This window comes from Bdellovibrio sp. HCB288 (assembly GCF_047305935.1).
Lineage (GTDB): Bacteria > Bdellovibrionota > Bdellovibrionia > Bdellovibrionales > Bdellovibrionaceae > Bdellovibrio.
Genome location: NZ_CP178619.1, coordinates 737,497 through 755,417, shown reverse-complemented (window position 1 = coordinate 755,417; position 17,921 = coordinate 737,497). Strand labels below are relative to the sequence as shown.

The window sequence follows — 17,921 nt, the reverse complement described above, 5'->3', positions numbered from 1 at the left end:
GGGCAATGCTCGCCGTCCCTTGGTCTAATTGCACTTTTGATGTTTGTACAGAGTGGTCACTTCAGCTCCAGTCAGGGCTTTATTCCAGATAACAACCTCGTCCATACTGCCAGTGAGGGAGTTGGAGTTGGGGTTGGATCCTGTGGATGCAGGTTTACCGAATAAAATAAATGGATAACCAGTATCTTGATTAAATCCCCCGCCGCCGTTCGCTCCAGTGGCATAGCCACCGTACAAAGCCTGGTTGGTGCAAGTGCCTGTCAACCGCGGATCAGAACCTGTGTGTACAACTTCGGTGCCGTCCAAATAGTATTTGAGACCTGTGTAGTTTGAAGTGCCATCCCAGGTCACCACAAGATGATGCCAGGTTTTTGAAGCCCAATATGCTGAAGAGAGAGGGCATGACTGGCGTTCCATATTTGATGAACTGTGAACTTTACGAAAATCCAGGGAGCCATCCGTTCGAAATACGAAAAAGTAACCACGGGAACTGTTGTCATCGCTCTTATAAAACAATCTCTGATTGTTTCCCGACGGAAAAGCCATATTGACCCACATACTCACGGTCAAGGCAGGGAGGTCGGCAAGGTCTGTGGTGTTTGTTGTTTTGATTATATCACTGGCATTCCCGTTGCCGGTGATCATTTGTTTCAAGGCAGTGACGGATGAGTTCGCATAACTTAAATTCGATCCTGCCATTGTCGCCGTCAATGTTGGTCCACCCGTGAAACCACTAGGTAGGTCCGAAGAGTTGGCCACTGCGCCTACTGTTCCATCCATATGCCAGATAGCTGCAACGGAATTATTTTGTGGTATCCACGCAGATCGATAAGCGGCGACACATCGGCCACCGCCCGTGCCTGAATCCTGCATGGCTCCAGTTAGCAGACCCATTTGTGCCTGGGCGGCTAATGGAAAAAGAGTCATCAACAACCATTTAGTCATTATTGATATCCTGTCGCCCAAGTAATCACACAGTCAAAGTTACCGCCGTTAGCGATCGCCAGAATGTTGTAAGTGGACCATGTACTAGCAACTGTCGGACCGTTAGGTGGTAAAAACTTGGAGGTGTTACAACCCGAGAACGTGTAAGTGCGGGAAGTTGCATCCTGAACAACCAGTGTATAGTTGCCTCCATTTTGCATATTGCTCAGAGTGATAGTTGAACCACCAACAGTCGCCAACGTGTGGACGTTACTTTTTGAAACATCCACTGCTGCAGCGGCAACGGTGTTAGTTGTTGAAACGACCGCTGCTGTCGTCGTCACCACACCAGTTGAATAAGAAACTCCCATGCGTTCAGTGCCATTTGTCTGGAAGCTCAAGTGACCGTCTGTATCGTACTGAACTACCCCAGCAGATTTTGACTGGTCAGCAGTTCTGAATACAACTCCGGCACCGTTATCTCCCGGTGTGGAGAAGTAAATATATCCACGATGGGCATTAGACCCATTGTAGATCTTAGCCATCAATTGGCCACGGCCCGAAGCTCCCGTGTAGTCAAATCCACCCATTCTTAAGTTACCGTCGGTACTGATAGTAGCTGAAGTATAAGTTCCCGCAGATCCGCCATTTACTTCAAATGGATAAGTTGGATTTGTTTCGCCGACACCAATTTTGCCATTGGACAAGAAAGTCATGCGGGCAGAGTTATTAGTACCAATTGTCAAAGAGTTCGCATCAGTCGTGCCTACGGTCGCAGCGGCACCGAATGCATTACCGCCGTTAACAAACACACCGGAAGCGCCCGTAGTCGGCAAATCTGTTGAAGCAATCGTTCTGAATGAAGTTGCGCCGTCAGCTCCAGTAGGGGCTGCCAGGAATGTTTTCTGTGTTTGCGTTCCGAAGCTGGATGCAGTCACTGTTGGAGCCCCACAATCCCAACCGGTTACTGTCCACGTCGGGACATGCCCAACAGTCGAACAAGTTGCATTATAGAATTTGCCAGTGGAATCTTTCATCACGATTCCTGAAGTGACCGCCAGAACTCCGGTAAAGTCCATGTCTGTCGCGATAATAGTTCCGTTGGAAATTTTGTCTGAAGTGATGGCACCTGTAGCCACGGTCGGATTCGGGTAAGTGCCAGTCAGGTCGCCACCCGCAGTCGCACCACTTTGCATTGCGCCCGTGATGCGAGAGTCATTACCTGCAGCAAAAGTTGTGGATGTTGTGCCTTGTAAACTTGCGATGGTAATGTCCGTCGGCGCAGCAGCAGAGCCGGTGTTATTACCTTTCAAAGTGTTTGCTGCCATGTTTGCCATTTTTGCATTGGTCACAGCACTATTTGCGATGGTCGCGGCAACTGAGCCAGTACCACTGGCAGTAACATCACCAGTTAAGGCGCTGATCGTACCGCCACCAGTAGAGATATTGGTGCCATTCACTTTGAAGTTACCCGTAATATTTACGTCACCGACAACATCAAGTTTATAGCCGGGAGTCGAAGTGCCGATACCCACGCGCCCTTGATCGTCCAAACGCATGCGTTCGTCCAAGGATGTTGTATTTCTTGTGACGGTGGAGAACATGAGAGCGGAACCGTGAGCAGTGTTCGAGTAATTTTGAGTTGCAACTGCACGCATTTGTGCGCCCAAACCAATACCCCAGGCAGCATTTTTGCCACCCCAGAAGTTGAATTCGCCGAGAGCATCGTTGTTTTGTACTGCCGTCGGACCTGAGGTTGTGTCGCCGCGTGAGTTGATCACTGCAAATTGCGGAGCGCCACCTGTACCTGCAGTCCCCATATAATTGGAAACTCTGAATTGAGGATAGCGATCTGCTGTTGATCCGGAATTGGTAACACTGATCCCGGTGTCAGCATCTGTTTGACGAATATCCAGATTGTATTCTGGATTATTCGAGCCGATGCCCACATGGCCGGACGAGTTGATGCGCATTCTTTCTGCGGAGTTCACTCGGAATGCCATGTATTGGTTTGCCGGAGTTGCGGCATCCACTTGGTATCTAATGGATCCTTGTTGCGCACTTGATGTATTACCGAAATAGACAGTCGCTGGCTGAGCATTCATGGTGTACATGTTAACGCCCACACCACCAACAGATTCTCTGTCGAAAGAAGCAACGGATTCAGTTGAAGGAGCATTGGATGATCCAGCGTCACCTTTTACCGCCAACACACCATTTCTGATATGAGCTTTATAGGCAGGTGCTCCACCGATCCCGACATTACCTGCGGTATCAACAGTGATACGATCAGTGCCATTGGTTCTGATCGCCAATTGATAAGAGTCATTTGTCCCGATTGTGGCAGATTGCCCAAATGAGTTACCACCGTTAATAAAGGCACCGGTTGCGCCCGTCACAGGGGTGTTAGTACCGACCACTGTCCATACTGAACCCGAGTCGGAATAGATTTTTTGAGTATCTGTTGCAACATAGATACGACCTGCAGTGCCTGCAGCTGGTTTACTTGCATCCAATCCCGTTGTAACGCTTGGAGTGCCCCCGCCGTTTTGGACACCATCAGTAATGCCATAGCCAGCAAGAGTAGTGGCTGCCGATACGGAAGGAGCGGCACATGTCCAGCCAGTTACCGTCCAAGTAGCAATATGTCCTGCAGTCGAACAGCCGAAATTGACAAACTTGCCTGTTGAATCTTTGATAACAAGATTTGCAGTCGCAGCGTTCACGCCGGTGAAATCCATATCCGCGCCAACAATTGTGCCGTCAGCGATTTTAGAACTGTTCACTGCACCAGCAGCAATTGTTGCGGCTGCGGAGCCAGGACCAGATGCAGTGACATCACCAGTAAGTGCTGTCACATAGTTGCCCGCTGCTTGCTTCGCAGCGAATGAGTCGTAATCAGTCTTGCTTAGTAGACCTGCAGTAACTCCGGCATCAGCAGCCATTGGGATTTGCAGAGTGTGAGCATTCGAAGCAGATGACCACGCTGGAGCTGTTCCTGTGTTTGTAACCGGAGTTGCAAAAGTTTGTGTGGAACCGGATTGACCATTCAAAGAAGTCAAACCCGCACCAGAAACACCCAGTGCTGCCGCCGCAGAACCATTCCAGTATTTAACCTGATTGGTATCAGCGTTATACCACGTGCGTCCTTCATCAGATGCATTCAAACCTGCCACCAAAGTTGCTTCAGTCGCATTTGTATAGTTACCAAGACCCAAAGCACCCGTCATAGAGTCGCCAGCTTTGTTTACAGGAGTGTACGTCAATGCCGCAGTGATATCCCCAGCGGCCAGATTCGCACCCGTCGTAACACGTCCTTTTGCATCGATTGTCAGTTTGGTATATGTGCCAGCCGTTGCAACAGTCGCAAGAGTCAGAGCTCCTGCATTTGAAATTGTAGCGTCTCCGCTCATGACAACTGGAGTTGCGACGTTGGAACCATTACCAAGCCACATGTAACCGTCATTCAATGTGATGACGAAGTTCGTAGGGTCCTGACAGACAAAACCGGAAGCAGTCCACATCGGAACATGGCCCACCGTTGAACAAGTGGAGTTTAAGAATTTGCCGGAAGCATCTCTCATCACGATGCCGGTTGTGGCGCCGTTGACTCCCGTGAAATCCATGTTCGAACCAACAATTGTCCCGGCAGCGATTTTTGAAGAGGTGATTGCGCCTGCAGCAACTGTTGGATTCGGATATGTACCAGTCAGATCACCACCAGCAGTGGCACCGGATTGAAGTGCACCGGTAATACGCGAATCATTACCTGCAGCAAACTGATTGGACCCGGTACCTTGAAGGGACGCGATTGTTACGTCACTTGGTGCTGCAGCAGATCCAGTGTTATTGCCCTTCAAAGTATAGGAAGGCATGTTAGCCATTTTAGCATTGGTCACAGCGCTGTTTGCGATTGTTGTTGCCGTGGAGCCTGGGCCAGTCCCAGTCACATCACCCGTCAGTGCAGTGATCGCAGCACCGGTGGAACCAACTGCTATAGCAGCAGAGCCGTTCCAGTATTTGAGTTCATTGGATGTGGAGTTGTACCAGATTTTACCGGCATCAGCACCAACCAAGGTTGGATCTGATGAGTTGTTGGAGACATGCAGACTGCGGTTTGCCGCCATCGTCATGTAACCGATATTTGTGATGTTGTTATTAGCCATTTCGATGGCGCCAGCCATCGTACCGCCAGCCAACGGAAGTTTTGATGCGTCCGTAGTTGATGGAGCCTGACATCCCCAGCCTACCACAGTCCAAGTTGCAACATGACCCACTGTCGAGCAGGCAAACTCTGCAAATTTTCCGGTCGCATCTTTGATAACGATATTTGAAGTTGCGATATTCGTTCCGGTGAAATCCATGTCGGCTGAAGTGACGGTGCCATTGGCGATTTTCGCACCAGTGATGGCGTCATTTGCCACAGTCGGATTTGGATATGTGCCACTTAGGTCACCACCCGCAGAGCCGCCCGGCGCAATTCCAGAAATCGTCGTTGGCGTAACTGCAGTGATGCGACCATGAGCATCGACGGCAACAACCGGAACTTGAGTTGCAGAACCATAAGTTCCTGCAGTCACACCAGAGTTACCAAGAGAAACGGTGACAGTTCCGGAAGTACCACCACCAGTAAGTCCGCTTCCAGCAGTTACGCCAGTGATTGACCCAGTGGATGTTGGGACGCAGGCAAACGCCGTTCCCGTCCAACGAAGTGCTTCGTTGGCATTACAAATTAACAGTGCATCCTTTAGTAGGAAGTCGTTGATGCCTTTGTCTGCAAGTGTTTGTGCACTGTAAGATGTCATCGCAAAAGGAACAGAGCGGATCGTATTTGATGGCGTGATTTCCTGCCAGCCCGTTGCATCCTGAAAAGAAACTTTAAGAAGGCGCTCTGAAGTTGAAGTGGCATTCCAACTGCCGCCGCCATGACATGCATGGGAGACACCATTAATGAAAGAATCAGAAAGTTTGTTGGCTCCGCCTACAGCGTATATAACTGTGCCGTCGCCGATTGCGATATCGAAAATACCGTTGGAGTTTTGCATGTTCACATGCTGGCGCTCTTCATAATACAAAACGCATGTGCCATCAGTGGAAGTGATTTGAAAACGGAAGGTAACGTCGTTGTAGTTCAAAGGATTTCCCAGTGAGTCAACGATGCGCCCTTGATAGGTGAGTTTTTGCGGGGAGGCTACTGCAGTGAATACCAAAGTAATCACCCCCCAAAACAATCCTGCGGCTAAGATTTTTTTACCGATTCGCATGGTACGTCCCTGTTAAGATCTCGTTAAAAAAACGTTCTTGGGTACTGATCGGTATGTGAATTCAATTAGTTAAGGTTTGTTACCGGAATGAAATCTAAAAATGGTTCATGTTTTCAAGAATGGCATTCTGGAACCGTGGGATGGATCTAATAAGATTTGGTGAAGAAAAAAGAAGCCCTTGGGAAAAGTCTCGACCAAGGGCTGTATCAAAATGAAATGCAATTATTTGCGAGTAGCCTTCTTAGTAGCCTTACGAACTGTTTTTTTAGTCGTTTTGGCAGGGCGTTTTGCAGCAGTTTTTTTAGCTGTTTTTGCGGCACCTTTTTTTGCAGTCATTGTTTTTTTGAATAACGCTTTTTCCAGTTTTGCTTTTTGCACGATCGCTTTTTTCTTGGCTACCTGGATGTTTTTTTCCAGCGCATCAGCGGATTTTTTAATTTTGCTGATTGTGCTGCTGACTTCTTTTTCCAGCTTTTCTTCAGAAGCAGAAAGAACTTTTACGATCTCCTGATACTTCTGCCAAGCTTGCTCGACTTTTTGTTCTTTGGTTTTGTCGAACTTGCCTTTAAGGTCACCTTCGCGCTTTTTGATTTCTTCACTCAAAGTCTGGAAGTTTTCAAGAAGGCTTTGTACGTTCTTGTTCTTTGAAAGATTGTTCAACATTTTTTGGAAAGTTGCAGATGACATGATCGTCTCCTTTCAAGAGCTCGGAAATCACTTTACACCCGTGACTCCCGAATTAAAAGTCTCTAACTGTTATTTTGACGTAAAACTGAAAGTATCCATCCAAACTTCACGATTGATAGAAAATCGGCCTGGGAATTTTTCCAGAGCTTTTTCTCTAAGTTCCATGGCTTTTTCAGAAATATAGGTTTTGATGTGTTCTTCGTCCTTCACTTTGTAGATTACACGCAGTTCTTTGGCAGAAGACTCCATAGCACCACCTTTGCGAAGGCAAAGATCCGCACTGATGAAGCCTGGTACATTCAGCATTTCCGCAATGTGTTCATTTTTCAACCACTCAACGTACCCATCATAAGCTTCCCATTGAACTGTTGTTTGTACGATATAAGTAACCATCTAAAATCTCCTAAAGAGTAAATTTAAAATCTTTGATTAATAAGCCCGGCAATTTTTTGCCACCCCACGCACGGGAGTTGTAGGTGTCGACAGTGGGATCAATATCCTGGAAGTTTGTCACTGCCAGCAAGTTTTCACCCAAAGCTTCGTACAGGCTTTCATCCCAGCGCATATCAGCGATCGGCGCCACGATCTCGCCATTTTCCACCCAGAAGCACGCATAACGAGTCATGCCCGTGATACGTGCCGTAGGACGGTCTGACCAGTTCAAATAGTGCAGATTGGAAAGGTAAACACCAGTGCCCAGTTCCTTCAGAATGTTTTCTTTGGCCAGAGTGCCCGGCATGATTTCCAAAGCGCGGGGACCTTCGCTTGGGCCTGCTAAGTTTCCGTCTACGCCGTACTCTTTCGCAGTTCCGGAAGAGATCAGGAATGTTTTCAGCTGGCCTTGATGGATCAAATCCACTTTTTCAGCAGACACTTCACCCAACGAGTTAAACGGCGGAGTTAAGCCTGTCGAAAAATTCTCGCGCATTGAAAACAGCGGAGAGAGGGACTTTTCTTTATCCGCCAGTTTTTGCAGTGGGCTGCTGCCTTGCTTGTAAGCGCTGTAGCTCATAGCGCCCCAAGAGAACATGGATGCCATCTCGGCGACTGCTCCCGGAGCCAAATAGACTTTGTAAGGGCCCGGCGGCAAAACTTTTTTAGGGCGATCCATTAGTTTTAACTGATTTTTATTTTGCGCCAAATTCGCAGCGTACTCGTCTTGATTCCAAGTCGTACCGGCGTAGGTGCCTTTTACGGCTTTCTCACCCATGTACAAGGAGTAATCGATAAAGAATGAGTCAGTTGCGAAGAAGTGATTCTGCCCCGCAGAGTTGCGATTGGCAGATACGCGAGGTCCTGCGCAGTAAAGACCCGCAAGGTCGCTGCCAGCCGCAGGGCTGATCAACTTTTCAAACATCTCTTCGTGAGTCAGAAGACTGCCTTTGATGTAGTTGCTGCTGGTGCCGTTATTGCGCATGGGAACTTGCTTCGGATCTTCAGGCAAAAGACCGCACTCCGTGCGGGCCATCTCAAGAATTTCCAAAGCGCGTGCGGTGTCTGATGCCGACTCGCCCGTAATATCGAAAGTAATTTTCGAGGTGCGGGTGTTTTTTTGAAATTGCATGCTGATCGTACGTTGTTCAACGTGTGTGTTTTGGCGAACCTTGTTGTTATTGATACGAATAAAGACCGAGTCTTCCGCGTTCAAATTTAGGTTTGCCTCTTCGCCAGATTGAAGTTTGGCGAAAACGGCATCAGCAATCGAGTTGAATGTTTTTTGCGTGGATTCGATGAAGTTCATATTACGCTCCAAACACTTCCATACCGCCGAACAGGCAGTACGGTGTTGTGTGACCCACACGGATCACTTGATTCGGTTCACCCTTGCCGCAGAAAGGGGAGCCGTAAGTTTCACGGTTTTCACTGACTGCTTTTAGTGAGTTCCAGAACTTCACAGTGGTGCCGCGGTAGTTTGGATTCTTCAAAGTTTTAGTCAGCTTTCCGTTTTCAATCATTTGCGCGTATTCGCAACCGAATTGGAATTTATTGCGGTAATCATCGATCGACCAGGATTTGTTCGCGTGCATGAAAACACCGCGCTCGACAGAGGCGATCATATCAGACAGTTTCGATGTACCTGGCTCAAGATTGATATTCGCCATGCGATCAATCGGGGCGCGATTCCAGCTGGAAGAACGCGAGTTCGCAACGCCTGGCAAGCCCAAACGAGCTTGAGACTCCAAAGAGCCCAAGCCGCGCAGAAGGACGCCATCTTTGATCAGGAATTCTTTCGTGGCTTTGCTGCCGGCATCGTCAAAGGCATAAGAAGCCATTGCATCGGGAATTGTTGGATCGAAAGTCACGTTCATCAATTTTGAACCGTATTGAAGTTTGCCAAAGTCGTCAGGTTTTACGAAGCTCCAGCCGGCATAGTTTCTTTCGTCCCCCAGGATGCGATCATACTCCAACGGATGACCGATTGACTCATGGACCTGCAAAGTCATTTGATCCGGGGCAATCAGCAAATCCAAAGTTTCAGAAGGGCAGTTTTCAGCGGAAAGCAATTCCACCGCCTCTTGCCCGATGACTTTTGCTCGCTCCAAGATAGAACCGCGATCAAAAACCTCAGCGCCGATTTGGTTACAACGGGCAAGCCCGCCGTTTTCAGAACGTTGTTGCACTTCACTAGCATCCATAGCCGTGGCATTGAAATCAGTGCTGACGATTGAAAACTTTTGGTGAACGTCAGAACCATGGGTGCTGACCACAGAAAATTCGGAATCGATAATCATCGCCATCGCAATGCGGTTGATAACTTTATCAGAGACTTTCATCTCGCGTGTCGCATCGATGAAAAGGTCTGTGATTTCTTTGGCAGAGTAAGAATCCATTGGACGAACCACGGGCGAAGAATATTTGCCTTGAGCCACCGGTCTTTGCAAAACGGAAAAGTCATGGACCTTGAATGAAGAAGCCTGACGCGCCATCAATTTTGCTTTTTCAAAAGCACGCTTAACACCGTCAGAAGTCAAATCACTGGTTCCCGCATAGCCAAAGTGGCCGTTAACCAGAACCTCGACCATCAAACCATTTTCAAAAGTGATATCACTGCCTTCAAATTGTTCATTACGGATCACGCGCCAAGTGGTCTTTTCTGAAACCAGACGCAACTGTGCCCAATCGACGGAGCCTTTAAAGTTGTTTAGGGCCTTTTGTAAATCAAGCATCAGTTTCCCCTTTTCTTAGTAGAATTCGATACTTCCAATATCTGAAGAGGGCCCAAAACTCAATCTTTAAGGGTGAAGTTTTCCTGATTGTGGCCTCAGCTCGCTTTTAGGGATTCTGCCGCTGTAATTGGGTTGTATTTTTCAATAGGTGGCCGCGAATCGTCTCTGGTGCGACTTGGCCCCTTTTTTCTGGGGAGTTTTTGCAGGTCCAAATCAGATTCTGCGAACCAAATTTCAATATGTCTTCACACAAAATTCAAATCTCGGTGTCAAACTGACCAAATATGATTGGCAAGGAGTTTGCTTTACTCAATGGGTATCAGATGCCCGGAGCCAATTAGGGTGAGGGGAGAAGGGAGAAACCATGAGAATTCTTTTAGCGTTCGCAACAACTTTGCTTTTGACGATGATGGCCAGCTGGGCACCGGCGGCGGTGATGGCTGAAAAATCAAACTGCGCCTTGAGCAGCGAAGGAATTTATCAGGGTTTCTGGGTAAAACACCGGATTACTGCAGGGGACCAGGTCCTTTATGGAGCTGACAACCTTGAAGCCATCACGTCTGAGCTTGGCAGCCTTCGTTCTCAGGGTCTTTGCCAATAGGTGACGCACTCTTGCTACCAAAAGTGTGTCCGTACCTTTAATCTGCAAAGACTTTGGATAGAAATACTTTTTTAAATCAACATTGGAAGTCTTATCCCGCGATGCCGGCTGATGCGAAGGCGGCGGGGCGTATTTATCGCCTTGAAAGGGAAGAGGGTGGTCTTGAGATCACTTTGATCCGTGATCAGGAAGAACAAATCATTTCATTTGAAAAAGCGCCCGTTCAGTCAGAGTTTTTGATTGAGGGCGATATCGTTGCGATTGTTTCTGCGACAGAAGTGATTTTGCTGGCACCGAATAAATCCGCTTTGCCGAAGCGCACTTTTAACAAAGACATTTTGGAAAAATGGAATCGCTATGTGGAGGAAGTACGTCACTTTTTCCGCCGTAAAGGTTTCATCGAAGTGAAAACTCCCTCGTTGGTGGTTTGTCCTGGGACAGAGCCGGCGCTGGATGTGTTTGCGACAGAATTGAAAGTCGGATCACGGAAAGAAAAGCTTTATTTGCCGACAAGCCCAGAACTGCATTTGAAAAAAGCGTTGGCGTTGGGGGCAGAAAAGATTTTTGAAATTGCTCCCTGTTTCAGAAATGGCGAAGTGACTGAACGCCATCAACCAGAATTTTCGATGCTGGAATGGTATCGCGCTTACGATAATTTGGTCACGATCAAGCAAGACGTGACAGATCTGGTTCAACATCTGGTGAAAGTTTTAAAATTTCAGCCGCCACGACAAATTCTTTCCTACTCGGTGGCAGAGCTATTCAAAATCCATTGCGGTTTTGATCTAACTCCGGAAACCACCAAAGCAGAACTCAAAGACCTTGCTCACAAATTGAATGTCGATGCGCACAGTGCGGAAAGTATCGACGACTATTTCTTTTTGATCTTTATGGATAAAATCGAATCGCAATTGCACGGCGAGGACCTGATCTTTGTCGAAAAGTATCCTCCGTACCAAGCGGCATTGGCTCGTTTGACTTCGGATGGTTGGGGAGATCGTTTCGAAGCGTATTGGCAGGGGTTGGAACTTTGCAATGCATTCCACGAGCTTAACGATCCGCAAATTCAAAGAATGCGTTCCGAGGAAGACCTGCAGAAAAAACAGGAATCCCACAAGGAAATGATTCCTTTGGATCAGGAATTTTTTGAATGTTTGGATGCAGGAATTCCACCAAGTGGCGGGATAGCCTTGGGTGTTGAACGACTGTTTATGGCGCTGCATGGAATAAGAAGAATCGCAGATATTTCTGTTTTTCCAAAATAAGAGGTGCTTTCGCAAGGCCCCGGTGGACTCGTCTCCGAGGGATTTTTAGTCCCATCCTTGGTCCTGGCTAGCTACCTAGCTAAGGGGACAAACAGAAACGTTCCGGAGGTAAGATTTTATCTTGTTACAGCAGTTCTTTGATTATTTTGATCAATGCCAAAACAATACCTAAAATCTGCTTAATAAGTTTTAAAGTCTGCCGATAAGAACAATGCGGTTTGTTCATTCGGACCTCCTTCACTTAAATCGGAAGTGAGTCCGTCCAAAAGGCGACCTTGCGAAAGCAAGTGTCGCTTTTGCATTTTTTGGACCTGCAATATGGAAACAAATCTTAGAATTCGGGAATAAAAAAAGGGACCTCGTGGGTCCCTTTTTTCGTATTTGGCAGAGTGAAAACTACTCTTTGCCGCCGTTGATGTCTTCTTTCAGTTCTTTACCGACTTTGAAGAATGGCAATTTCTTTTCATCAACATTGATGATTTCGCCAGTGCGCGGATTGCGACCTTTGTAAGCACCGTATTGACGGTTTACGAATGAACCAAAACCACGGATTTCGATACGGTCGTCACGCATCAACGCCTCAACCATTGAGTCGAAGATTGTATTCACAACGGTCTCTGCTTTTACGCGAGTGATGCCGGCTTTTTCAGAGATCAAATTAATCAAATCCGCTTTAGTCATCGTCCAGATCCTCTAGAACATAAAGTATTGATAACACTCCCGATTATACAGAGTGTGTAAGGGCTGACTACCACTTTTCAATGATTTAACTCATTGCTTCTTATACATTCCGGTATTGAGAAGGATTTTACGGTAGGCATCAATGACGGACTGGACCATTTTTCCAGTATCGAACAGATCTGTGACGCGCTGACGCGCTCTTTCGCCGATTTCGTCCGCAGGCATGGTGCCCGAAAAGATCTCCACCAGCAGGTTTGCAATGGAATCGACGTCCGCCGGGCGAAGTAAGAACCCATCTCGTCCATCCTCGATAATATTGGCAATCGGGGACACTTCGGAACCCATAACCACTTTTTTCTGAGCCATGGCTTCCAGGGTGGATGGTTCAAAACCGGTACTGCGTGAACCCATATTGATGAAAACGTCGCCCAAAACAATGTAATCCTCAAGTTCCGCCGCCGGAATCGCACCGGCCAGAATCACTCGATTGCCCAGGGCTAAATTTAAAACCTGGTATTCAATATCTTTAAATTTCGGACCATTTCCAACCACGATCAGGTAGCTGTTGGGTTTTTTGATCGCAACCTTTTCAAAGGCTTGAAGCAAAGGAATCATCTCCGCGGTATCGGTCATGTCATTGATGGTGACTGCGACGTGCGAGTTCTCCGGGAGGTTTAACTTTGCCCGTAACTCCAGTGATTTTTCCTTAGGGGTCAAATCCCCCAAATCAATACCATAAGGGACCGTGTAAGTGTGATAGTCAGGGTACAGATAGTATCTTTCCAGAATGATTTTTTGCTGCGGATTGGTTACGAAAATCCCGTCAGCAGTGGAAAGAAGCTGACGATCCCCACCATAATAAGTCGTTAAAAACTTATAAGCTGTCGCGAAGCCCGTGGTCAAAATGCTTGGCAGAGTTTCCTGTTTCATCGCAAGGATCGCAAACAACTGCGACATCTGAGTCGCTTCCACGTCATAGGCCATTGCGATTTTCAAATCGTCTTTACGATTGCCAATGCGATAGCCTGATTTGTCGATGCTATGAACGATATGAAAGGGAGTCTCGCGATGAAGCTGCATGAACTTTTGGCGCACGGCCATTTGAAAGCGCAAATGTGCCAGATTTTTTTCACCTTCGTTCAGATAAAAGACGCGAACGCCATCCCGGGTGATTTCTGGTTTTTTCAACGGAGAGTTCGCAGAAATAACCGTGACCTTATGTCCATCGCGCGCAAGACCACGAGCGATGGGCCATAGGAATCCATGATCAGTTGCCCGACTTAAAATCGGAAAGCGATGTGAGGTCAGGCAAATGTTAAGGGTTTCTGGCAAAGCAGATTTTTTTGCGAACATGAATTTAGGTTAAAAGACTATCTCGCAGATGCCAAGGCCCGATTGTAAAGTCGGTTTAATTCATTCATGGACGAGTCCACAATATGACTGCTCTGGGCCCAATCCTCTGTTAAGGCTTCCGGAAGATTGAAACTGGAGCGAGTTAACAGCTTGTCCAATTCCTTTTGCAGGTATTGGGTGTTCAGTACCCAACAGTTCACAGTGTTTTTCCAGATATCCGCGTGCAGACTGGTTTGTTTGGAATCCAAGATCAAAGTCGATTGGGCCTGAATGGCGCGCAAGTAGTATTCGGTCATTTCTGGTGGAGTGAACTGTTGGCCTGCCATAACAAAGGCTGCACTTTTTGCCAGAAGAATCTTGGAAAGTTGCGGGGAGATGATACCGGTCACGATCCAGCGATCACCGCACGCATTCTTTTCCATCCAGTTTGCAAACTGCTTTCTTTCACGCAAGGACCAGTGAGTGTAAGTGCCCCAAAGAATGACTTTGTGTTTGCGAGCCAACATCAACAGTCGCTGAAAGCGTTCCGAATCGGGTTTAAAGCGACCCTCGCGAAACGGCATAATAAAGAAGTCTTGAGAGTTTAAATTCGCCAGCAATTGAGCTTCGGACTCTTCCAATTCTTCCAGTTGCTCCGGCTGATTTTTGAAGTTCAAAGCGGGTGGCAGAATTCCGCGACCCTGTTGGCGTGAGCGAACATTCAAGCCGCGCAACTGTCCAAGGGACTCAACCGTGGGGAAAGTGATTACGTCACTTTCCTCAACCAGATACCGAACGGGATTGGTTTTCTTAAGGCCACGTTTGATATGCAATAGTGTCGTGGTTAGAACGCAGTTGGGATGTGATTTCGCGTAAGTCGACAAAATTACCTGTGCTGCATTCATGCGGTCATCTTCCAGAACCAAATGCATAATATGAGGCTGCATCCCGAAAAGACCCGGGATAATTTTAAGTCCTTCCAAAACGGACCACTTTTTAAAGTAGCCCATAAATTCGATGCCGTTGGTGTTGTCGAGGGGGATTTCGCCGTGACTGGTCAGTACGGTGACTTCATGCTGCTGGGATCGCAGAGACTGCGCCAAGTGCCAAGTCGTACCGTTTGAGTTTTTACTGACTAGTATTATTTTGGCCATTCAATTCCCAAGGCTTTGTAAATCCGGTCAAGGATCTTACGATTGGCTTCAGGGATATTGCGGTGTTTTAGTTCTTCCGGATGTATCCACTCAAGCATCATATGATGTTTAGCGCGAGGTTCGCCCTTCCAATATAGGATTTCATAAAACAATATGAGAATCCCTACATCTCCGTAGGAATGAGTGCAGGCCAGCTTCAATTCACCGACTTCAGCCTGAATTCCAAGCTCCTCGTCGAGTTCGCGGGCCAAGGCCTGTTCAGGTGTCTCACCACTTTCGATTTTTCCACCGGGAAATTCCCATTGTCCTGCCAGGGAGTTGTTTTCAGGGCGTTGGCCGACCAAGATTTTTCCATCTTTGCGCAAAAATCCCGCAACGACTGGAATCCAATGACCCTTGCGGATTTTTGGTTTTCTTGGTTTTAACTCAACACTATCTGCCGACATCTTTCCTTCTAGCTGCTACATCGTGGAAAAAACGAGGTCCATGAAACACGAGTGCAGAGTAAATTTGAACAAGATCTGCGCCCATTTGCAATCTTTCAAAGACATCATCCGGGGTTAAGATGCCCCCAGCGCTTACTATCAGCATTCCTTGACGCTTTTTGCCTAAAGTTTGAACAGTAATTTGCAATGCGCGTTGAGAAAGATCCTTTAAGGGAGCCCCGGAGAGGCCACCCTCACTCGGGAAATGGCATCCAGAGGGACGGGAAAGAGTCGTGTTGGTTAACACGAAACCATCAACTCCAAGTTCTTGGCAGTTTGCGACGGCTTCCGCTAATCCGTCCTCAGGCATATCGGGACTTAGTTTGACCAGGACCGGAGTGGGTTCAAAGTGTGAAACGCGGTCGATGATTGGCTTTAACAGTGCTCCCAGATTTTCTTTCTTTTGCAGTTCGCGTAAACCCTGGGTGTTGGGACTTGAGATATTAACGACAAAAGCATCGGCCCATGGGCGAAGCTTATCGACCAGTTCCAGGTAATCATTCACAGCGTGTTCGTTTGGGGTCTGGCGGTTCTTTCCAATATTCACGAACACGGGAGTTCTGAAGTTGGGAGCATAGGATGCAAGATTATAAAATACCTCATCGGCACCATGGCTGGGAAAACCCATTTTGTTCCACATGGCCGTGAGCTTCATATCGCGATCCATGATTTTTCCGGGGTTGGCCTTTTGAGGTTGCGGCGTCACGGTTCCAACTTCCACAAAACCGCAACCCAGTCTCCACCAGTCACTCAGATGCTCAGCATCTTTATCGACTCCTCCGGCAATTCCCAAGGGATTTGCAAAGGTCATGTTTCTCCAGGTGAAGGAGTTCCATCGCGGGGTCTTGCCGCCATAGAGATAAGAGAGAGCGGGCAGGGCGTAGCCGTTGATATCGTGTGCAAGTTTGGGTGGAAGCAGTAGCCAAGGGCGCATGATAAAGTCTCCGGAAAAAAGGCAAAAAAAAAGGTGGGTCGAAAACCCACCTTCACTGGCTTACACTCCGGCTTTCGCCGGAGTAATCCATTAACGAGGGTACAAACCTCTGAGAAGCATTGCTTTCTCAAGACGTTGAACTGAAACCGCCATCGCGGCAGATCTCATGTCGACGTTTTTCTCTTGGGCCATTGTGTAACCTTTGTCGAAAGCCTTAGTGATCAGAACTTTCAATTTGGAGTTAACTTCATCTTCGTCCCAGAACAATGCCATCGTGTCTTGAACCCATTCAAAGTAAGAAACGATCACACCACCGCCGTTGGCGATAACGTCTGGAGCGATGAACACACCACGTTTAGAAAGAATTTTAGTTGCTGCATTCGTGATTGGACCGTTCGCACCTTCAACGATGATTTTCGCTTGGATTTTTTCAGCGTTGTGAGTGTCGATTTGGTTTTCAAGAGCGCACGGGAACAAAGCATCACATTTAACTTCAAGCAAGTCTTCGTTGCTGATTGGTGTTGCTTTTGGATAGCCCTTCAAGAACTTGTGAGCTTTGATGTATTCAAGTACTTCAGGGATATCAAGACCGTCACCGTTGAAGATACCACCGGAAACGTCAGAAACTGCCACGATGCGAGCGCCGCGGTCGTAAGCGAATTTCGCTGCGAAAGAACCCACGTTACCGAAACCTTGGATCGCGATAGTGGAGCCTCTCATGTTCATTTTGCAAACTTCGAATGCTTTTTCAGCTACGTAAACTACGCCCAAACCTGTAGCGTGGTTACGACCCAAAGATCCGCCGATTTCAACTGGTTTACCAGTTACAACACCCGGTTGCGCAAAGCCACCTTGCTCTTGAGAGTAAGTGTCCATGAACCAAGCCATTGTTTGTGGATCTGTGCCCACGTCTGGAGCTGGGATGTCTTTAGTTGGTCCAACGAAGGGGCCAATTTCAGAAGCATAACGACGAGTCAGATTTTGTTTTTCAGTGCGTGACAATTTAGTTGGATCAACAGTGATACCACCTTTTGCGCCACCCAATGGAAGACCTAGTACAGAGTTTTTGAAAGTCATCAAAGCCGCAAGACCAACAACTTCTTGAAGATCCACGTTCTGATGGTAACGGATACCACCTTTGTAAGGACCCAAAGTTGGAGAGTACTGAACGCGGTAGCCTGTGAATACTTTCACAGAGTAGTCATCCATACGAACTGGTACAGATACAGTGATGCAACGACGTGGGCGTTTTAGGCGCTCAAGAACGTTAGGATCACAGTTAATAATTTTTGCGGATTCATCTAGAGTCTGGATAGCGTTGCGGAACAAAGGCCCGTCATACAAGGGCTCAATCTTGTGGTCCATGATAATGTGTCTCCTTAAAAATACACCGTCGCAGTTTAATGAAGTAAATACTCAGTGTCACC

General features: G+C 47.5%; 14 protein-coding genes. 2 read left to right on the top strand and 12 right to left on the bottom strand.

The window, feature by feature from the left end:
- Nucleotides 1-24: 24 nt before the first annotated feature.
- From ACLVWR_RS03545 to ACLVWR_RS03520, 6 genes are all read right to left on the bottom strand, one after another.
- Nucleotides 25-945, bottom strand: a complete 921-nt coding sequence (locus tag ACLVWR_RS03545) for a LamG domain-containing protein (protein ID WP_413582544.1) — start codon at nucleotides 943-945, stop codon at nucleotides 25-27.
- Complete coding sequence (locus ACLVWR_RS03540) at nucleotides 945-6,188, bottom strand: beta strand repeat-containing protein (RefSeq protein ID WP_413582543.1); 5,244 nt, start codon at nucleotides 6,186-6,188, stop codon at nucleotides 945-947. Before ACLVWR_RS03540 ends, ACLVWR_RS03545 begins: the two co-directional genes overlap by 1 nt.
- A 222-nt stretch (nucleotides 6,189-6,410) precedes the next feature.
- Nucleotides 6,411-6,875, bottom strand: coding sequence for an actin-binding protein (locus ACLVWR_RS03535; RefSeq protein WP_340596103.1), 465 nt, complete (start codon nucleotides 6,873-6,875; stop codon nucleotides 6,411-6,413).
- A 69-nt stretch (nucleotides 6,876-6,944) separates the two neighbouring features.
- Entirely contained in the window at nucleotides 6,945-7,268 is a 324-nt protein-coding gene (locus ACLVWR_RS03530; protein ID WP_340596104.1) for a DUF4286 family protein, read from the bottom strand.
- Nucleotides 7,269-7,278: 10 nt separating this feature from the next.
- Nucleotides 7,279-8,616: a TldD/PmbA family protein gene (locus ACLVWR_RS03525; protein ID WP_413582542.1), complete on the bottom strand. Its 1,338-nt coding sequence runs from the start codon at nucleotides 8,614-8,616 to the stop codon at nucleotides 7,279-7,281.
- Between the two features lies 1 nt (nucleotide 8,617).
- Nucleotides 8,618-10,042, bottom strand: a complete 1,425-nt coding sequence (locus ACLVWR_RS03520; protein WP_413582541.1) for a TldD/PmbA family protein — start codon at nucleotides 10,040-10,042, stop codon at nucleotides 8,618-8,620.
- Nucleotides 10,043-10,406: 364 nt separating this feature from the next.
- Between ACLVWR_RS03520 and ACLVWR_RS03515 the strand changes: the two genes are divergently transcribed.
- Nucleotides 10,407-10,643 carry a hypothetical protein gene (locus tag ACLVWR_RS03515; protein WP_413582540.1) on the top strand — a complete coding sequence of 79 codons (237 nt, stop codon included), beginning with the start codon at nucleotides 10,407-10,409 and terminating at the stop codon, nucleotides 10,641-10,643.
- Nucleotides 10,644-10,696: 53 nt separating this feature from the next.
- Nucleotides 10,697-11,908: an EF-P lysine aminoacylase EpmA gene (gene epmA, locus ACLVWR_RS03510; protein ID WP_413582539.1), complete on the top strand. Its 1,212-nt coding sequence runs from the start codon at nucleotides 10,697-10,699 to the stop codon at nucleotides 11,906-11,908.
- Nucleotides 11,909-12,304: 396 nt separating this feature from the next.
- Here epmA and ACLVWR_RS03505 read toward each other — a convergent pair whose 3' ends face one another.
- The 6 genes from ACLVWR_RS03505 to ACLVWR_RS03480 all read right to left on the bottom strand — a co-directional run bounded on the left by ACLVWR_RS03505 (nucleotide 12,305) and on the right by ACLVWR_RS03480 (nucleotide 17,859).
- Nucleotides 12,305-12,589: an HU family DNA-binding protein gene (locus ACLVWR_RS03505; protein ID WP_340596109.1), complete on the bottom strand. Its 285-nt coding sequence runs from the start codon at nucleotides 12,587-12,589 to the stop codon at nucleotides 12,305-12,307.
- Nucleotides 12,590-12,679: 90 nt separating this feature from the next.
- Nucleotides 12,680-13,942 (bottom strand): glycosyltransferase family 4 protein, encoded by a 1,263-nt coding sequence (locus tag ACLVWR_RS03500; RefSeq protein WP_413582538.1) that lies wholly within the window; start codon nucleotides 13,940-13,942, stop codon nucleotides 12,680-12,682.
- A gap of 17 nt (nucleotides 13,943-13,959) precedes the next feature.
- Nucleotides 13,960-15,075, bottom strand: a complete 1,116-nt coding sequence (locus tag ACLVWR_RS03495; protein ID WP_413582537.1) for a hypothetical protein — start codon at nucleotides 15,073-15,075, stop codon at nucleotides 13,960-13,962.
- Nucleotides 15,063-15,521 (bottom strand): 8-oxo-dGTP diphosphatase MutT, encoded by a 459-nt coding sequence (gene mutT / locus ACLVWR_RS03490; RefSeq protein ID WP_340596113.1) that lies wholly within the window; start codon nucleotides 15,519-15,521, stop codon nucleotides 15,063-15,065. The genes ACLVWR_RS03495 and mutT overlap by 13 nt, the downstream gene beginning before the upstream one ends.
- Nucleotides 15,508-16,494, bottom strand: a complete 987-nt coding sequence (locus ACLVWR_RS03485; RefSeq protein ID WP_413582536.1) for a quinone-dependent dihydroorotate dehydrogenase — start codon at nucleotides 16,492-16,494, stop codon at nucleotides 15,508-15,510. The genes mutT and ACLVWR_RS03485 overlap by 14 nt, the downstream gene beginning before the upstream one ends.
- Before the next feature lie 90 nt (nucleotides 16,495-16,584).
- Nucleotides 16,585-17,859: a Glu/Leu/Phe/Val family dehydrogenase gene (locus ACLVWR_RS03480; RefSeq protein ID WP_413582535.1), complete on the bottom strand. Its 1,275-nt coding sequence runs from the start codon at nucleotides 17,857-17,859 to the stop codon at nucleotides 16,585-16,587.
- Nucleotides 17,860-17,921: the final 62 nt, after the last annotated feature.

What these genes read in the sequence shown, in the direction of transcription:
- ACLVWR_RS03485 (WP_413582536.1), bottom strand. Translation starts at nt 16,494, where the DNA reads ATGCGCCCTTGGCTACTGCTTCCACCCAAACTTGCACACGATATCAAC.
- mutT (WP_340596113.1), bottom strand. Translation starts at nt 15,521, where the DNA reads ATGTCGGCAGATAGTGTTGAGTTAAAACCAAGAAAACCAAAAATCCGC.
- ACLVWR_RS03520 (WP_413582541.1), bottom strand. Translation starts at nt 10,042, where the DNA reads ATGCTTGATTTACAAAAGGCCCTAAACAACTTTAAAGGCTCCGTCGAT.
- ACLVWR_RS03525 (WP_413582542.1), bottom strand. Translation starts at nt 8,616, where the DNA reads ATGAACTTCATCGAATCCACGCAAAAAACATTCAACTCGATTGCTGAT.
- ACLVWR_RS03500 (WP_413582538.1), bottom strand. Translation starts at nt 13,942, where the DNA reads ATGTTCGCAAAAAAATCTGCTTTGCCAGAAACCCTTAACATTTGCCTG.
- ACLVWR_RS03480 (WP_413582535.1), bottom strand. Translation starts at nt 17,859, where the DNA reads ATGGACCACAAGATTGAGCCCTTGTATGACGGGCCTTTGTTCCGCAAC.
- ACLVWR_RS03535 (WP_340596103.1), bottom strand. Translation starts at nt 6,875, where the DNA reads ATGTCATCTGCAACTTTCCAAAAAATGTTGAACAATCTTTCAAAGAAC.
- ACLVWR_RS03540 (WP_413582543.1), bottom strand. Translation starts at nt 6,188, where the DNA reads ATGCGAATCGGTAAAAAAATCTTAGCCGCAGGATTGTTTTGGGGGGTG.
- ACLVWR_RS03515 (WP_413582540.1), top strand. Translation starts at nt 10,407, where the DNA reads ATGAGAATTCTTTTAGCGTTCGCAACAACTTTGCTTTTGACGATGATG.
- ACLVWR_RS03505 (WP_340596109.1), bottom strand. Translation starts at nt 12,589, where the DNA reads ATGACTAAAGCGGATTTGATTAATTTGATCTCTGAAAAAGCCGGCATC.
- ACLVWR_RS03545 (WP_413582544.1), bottom strand. Translation starts at nt 945, where the DNA reads ATGACTAAATGGTTGTTGATGACTCTTTTTCCATTAGCCGCCCAGGCA.
- ACLVWR_RS03530 (WP_340596104.1), bottom strand. Translation starts at nt 7,268, where the DNA reads ATGGTTACTTATATCGTACAAACAACAGTTCAATGGGAAGCTTATGAT.
- ACLVWR_RS03495 (WP_413582537.1), bottom strand. Translation starts at nt 15,075, where the DNA reads ATGGCCAAAATAATACTAGTCAGTAAAAACTCAAACGGTACGACTTGG.